The organism is Cellulomonas pasadenensis (assembly GCF_047229365.1).
In the GTDB taxonomy this organism is placed as follows: Bacteria; Actinomycetota; Actinomycetes; order Actinomycetales; family Cellulomonadaceae; genus Cellulomonas.
The window spans coordinates 1-4332 of record NZ_JBFTEP010000203.1; the positions used below are offsets into that span (position 1 = coordinate 1).

The 4332-nt window shown below is 74.7% G+C and carries 3 protein-coding genes; all 3 read left to right on the forward strand.

Annotated elements, in window-relative coordinates; translation table 11 throughout:
• The first annotated feature begins 666 nt into the window (after positions 1–666).
• On the forward strand, positions 667–2196 hold the full coding sequence (locus tag AB6N23_RS17450; protein WP_412867239.1) for a cytochrome ubiquinol oxidase subunit I: 1530 nt from the start codon (positions 667–669) through the stop codon (positions 2194–2196).
• A 12-nt stretch (positions 2197–2208) separates the two neighbouring features.
• Positions 2209–3255 (forward strand): cytochrome d ubiquinol oxidase subunit II, encoded by a 1047-nt coding sequence (gene cydB / locus AB6N23_RS17455; RefSeq protein WP_412867240.1) that lies wholly within the window; start codon positions 2209–2211, stop codon positions 3253–3255.
• Between the two features lie 25 nt (positions 3256–3280).
• On the forward strand, positions 3281–4332 hold a 1052-nt coding region (locus AB6N23_RS17460; protein ID WP_412867241.1), incomplete at its 3' end, for an ABC transporter transmembrane domain-containing protein.

The following is a 4332-nucleotide window of genomic DNA, read 5'->3' on the forward strand; positions in this document are numbered from 1 at the left end:
GCCGGCACGGGCGCGGCGGGCTCGGCGGTGGTGCCGGTCGGCTCGACGACGGGCGGCGTCACGACGTCGCGCGTCACCCGGCGGCGGCGCCGGGGCGGCGCCTCACCCCCGGCCGTCGTGGCGTCGGTCGCGGTGTCGGGGGTGGTGTCGGGGCTCACGCGCGGTGCTCCTGTGCACCCGGGACCACCGTCCACACGTCGTGCGGTCCCGGGCAGGTCGTCGTCGCTCGCCCGGGGCTGCCCGGTACGGCGACGGAAGTCGCTGGTCGCGGCCGCCGCGCGGGTGTCCGGCGCCATCGCCGGCCGGGCCGTCTCGGCGCTCCGCTACGGAGCGGCGCCGAGGAGGGCGGCGGTGAGGCTGCACGGACGGCCGGTGCGGCCGTCGGTCCCGGCGGTGTGGCGCCAGGACCGGGACGAGTATCGCACAACGCCACGCCGACGCCCGGCGACGGCCCGGCGTCGGCGCGTCCGACGGTCCGCGCGGCGCCGCGCCCGGCGGCCTCTCCGTCGGCGGATCCCCGGCCACGGCGGCGGCGTGACGACGTCCTGTCAGCACCCGGGACCTTGGTCCCCCACCCCGCACCGGGTCCCTTCCTACGGTCGGACCGGCGGTCGTCGCCCGCCCGCTCGCACCGCCCGAGCCGCCCTTCCCGCACCGGAGACCTGAGTGGACGCCCTCGACCTGGCCCGCTGGCAGTTCGGCATCACGACCGTCTACCACTTCGTGTTCGTGCCGCTGACGATCGGCCTCTCGCCGCTCGTCGCGATCATGCAGACCGCCTGGTACCGCACGGGTGACGAGCGCTGGCTCCGGTTGACGAAGTTCTTCGGCAAGCTCCTCCTGATCAACTTCGCGATCGGCGTGGCCACGGGCATCGTGCAGGAGTTCCAGTTCGGCATGAACTGGTCCGAGTACTCGCGGTTCGTCGGCGACGTCTTCGGCGCCCCGCTCGCGATGGAGGCGCTCGCCGCGTTCTTCGTCGAGTCGACGTTCCTCGGCCTGTGGATCTTCGGGTGGGACAAGCTGCCCAGGCGCATCCACCTGGCGTGCATCTGGGCGGTCGCGGTCGCGACGACGCTGTCCGCGTACTTCATCCTCTCGGCGAACTCGTGGATGCAGCACCCCGTCGGCACGACGTTCAACTTCGAGACCGGCCGCGCGGAGATGACGGACGTCGTCGCCGTGCTCACCAACCCGACCGTGCTCGCCGCGTTCCCGCACACGGTCGCCGCGGCGCTGCTCACGGCGGGCACGTTCGTCGCCGGCATCGCCGCCTGGTGGATGGTGCGGCTGGTGCGCGCGGGCGACACCGCCACGGCGCGCGACGTCTACCGCCCCGCGGTGGTGCTGGGGCTCGTCACGATGCTCGTCTCCGGCGCGGGTGTGGCCGTGAGCGGCGACTGGCAGGCCAAGCTCATGTTCCAGCAGCAGCCGGCCAAGATGGCGGCGGCCGAGGGTCTGTGCGCGTCGGAGGAGGGCGCTCCGTTCTCGATCCTCGCGATCGGCGACCTGACGAACGACTGCGCGGGCGTCCGCCACCTCGTCGAGCTCCCCGGCGTCACGTCGTACCTCGCGACCGGCGACTTCGACGCCCCCATCCGCGGCGTCGACGAGCTGCAGGAGCACTACGCGTCCTGGATCAGCGACTGGGAGGACGCGAACGGCGTCCCGCCGACGTTCGACGAGGACACGCGGTTCTACCCGAACCTCGCCGTCACGTACTGGTCCTTCCGCCTCATGATCGGCTTCGGCGCCGGGTCCGCGGCCCTGGCGGCCGCCGCCCTGTGGCTGCTGCGGCGCCGCGGGTCGGTCACCGGGCTGCCGTGGTTCGGCCGCCTCGGCCTGGTCGCGATCCCGACGCCCTTCCTCGCGTCGGCGTTCGGCTGGGTCTTCACCGAGATGGGGCGCCAGCCGTGGGTCGTCGCGCCCAACCCCGACGCGTCCGGCGTCGACGGCGTGTGGCTGCTCACCGCCCGCGGCGTCAGCGAGGTCGTCAGCCCCGGCATGGTCGTGTTCTCGATGGTCGGGTTCACGCTGCTGTACGGCGTGCTCATGGTCGTGTGGTTCCGGCTCATGAAGCGGTACGCCGTCGAGGGCGTCGCCGACCGCGAGCGCGACCCCAGCCCCGACGCCGCCCCCCGTTCCGACGACGACGACGCCGACGGCACCACCCGTCCGCTGTCCTTCGCCTACTGAGGAGACCCGGCCATGGACCTCCCCGTCATCTGGTTCCTCCTCGTCGCGGTCCTCTGGACCGGCTACCTCGTGCTCGAGGGCTTCGACTTCGGCGTCGGGATGCTCCTCGCGGTGCTGCCGCGCGGCGACCGTGCGCGCCGCGAGAAGGAGCGACGGCTCCTCATCAACACCGTCGGCCCCGTGTGGGACGGCAACGAGGTCTGGTTGCTCACCGCGGGCGGCGCGACGTTCGCGGCCTTCCCCGAGTGGTACGCCACCCTGTTCTCCGGCTTCTACCTGCCGCTGTTCCTCATCCTGCTCGCGCTGATCGTGCGGGTGGTCGCGTTCGAGTGGCGCGGCAAGATCGACGACGACCGGTGGCGCGCCTGGGCCGACCGGGCGCTCATGGTCGGCTCGTTCGTCCCGTCGCTGCTGTGGGGCGTGGCGTTCGCGAACCTCGTGCGCGGCGTCGAGCTCGACGCGGACCACCAGTACGTGGGCGGACTCCTCGCGCTGCTGTCCCCGTTCGCCCTGCTCGGCGGGCTCGTCACCCTGAGCCTGTTCCTCACGCACGGCGCCGTGTTCCTGGCGATGAAGGTCGACGGGGAGATGCGCGGGCGCGCGGCGACGTTCGCGGCGCGCAGCTCGGTGGTCACGCTGGCGCTGGCCGGCGTGTGGGCGGTGTGGGCCCAGGTGGCGTACTCGGTGGCGTGGACGTGGGCGGCCGTGCTGGTGGCGGCCGCGTCGCTCGCCGTGGTGGTCGTCGCGACGCGGGCCCGCCGCGAGGGCGTCGCGTTCACGGCGTCCGCCGTCGCGATCGTCGCCGCCGTCGTGCTCATCTTCGGGTCGATGTTCCCCGCCGTGATGCCGGCGCTCGACCCGGCGCACTCCCTCACCGTCGCGAACGCGTCGTCGACGGACTACACGCTCACCGTGATGACGTGGGTGGCGGGCATCCTCACGCCGGTCGTGCTCCTCTACCAGGGCTGGACGTACTGGGTGTTCCGCAAGCGGCTCACGCTCGAGCACATCCCCGAGTCGACCGGGCTCACGTTCGCCCGCGTCACCGCCCGGTCGTGAGGCGGCGCGCGCCGGGCGGCCGGCCGTGAGGCCGCTGGACCCGCGCCTGCTGCGGTACGCGCGGGCTGCGCGCGGGTACCTCGCGCTGACGGTCGTCCTCGGGGTGCTGACGGGCGGGCTCGTGGTGGCGCAGGCGCTGCTGCTCGCGCACGCGCTGGGCTCGGCCGTCGCGGAGGGCGCCTCCCTCGCGGCCGTGGCGCCGCACGTCGGCGGGCTGCTCGCGGTCGTCGGCGCCCGCGCGGTCGTCGTCGCCGTGCAGGAGCGGTACGCGCACCGGGCCGCGACGCGCGCCGTCGCGGAGCTGCGCGAGCGCGTCGTCGCGCACGCCGCCGCGGCCGGCCCGCGCCGTGCCGGCGACGACGGCGCGGGCGTCGTGACGCTCGCGACCCGCGGCCTCGACGCGCTCGAGCCGTACTTCGTGCGCTACCTGCCCCAGCTCGTGCTGGCGGCGACGCTGACGCCCGCGACGCTGCTCGTCGCCCTGCGGCTCGACTGGGTGTCGTTCGCCGTGCTGGCCGGCACGATCCCGCTCGTGCCGGTGTTCATGTGGCTCGTCGGCGTCATGACGCAGGGCCGGTCGGCGCGGGGGCTCGCGACCATGGAGCGGCTCGGGTCGCAGGTGCTCGACCTGCTCGCGGGCCTGCCCACGCTGCGGGCGTTCGGCCGCGAGCGCGGGCCCGAGGCACGCGTCCGGGCGCTCGGCGACGCGCACCGCCGCGCCACGACGGGCACCCTGCGCGTCGCGTTCCTGTCCGGCATGGTGCTGGAGCTGCTCACCACGCTGTCCGTCGCGGTCGTCGCCGTGGGCGTCGGCCTGCGGCTCGTGCACGGCGGCCTCGACCTCGTCACCGCTCTCGCGGTCCTCGTGCTGGCGCCCGAGGTGTACGCGCCGCTGCGCGCGGTGGGCGCCCAGTTCCACGCGTCGACCGACGGCGTCGCGGCGGCCGACCGGGCGTTCGCCGTCCTCGACGCGCCGCTGCCGGCACCGGGCCGCGTCCCGGCGCCCGACGTGTCGCGCGGCGCGGTCGAGGTCCGCGGGCTCGCCAAGAGCTACGACGGCCGCACCGTGGTCGACGG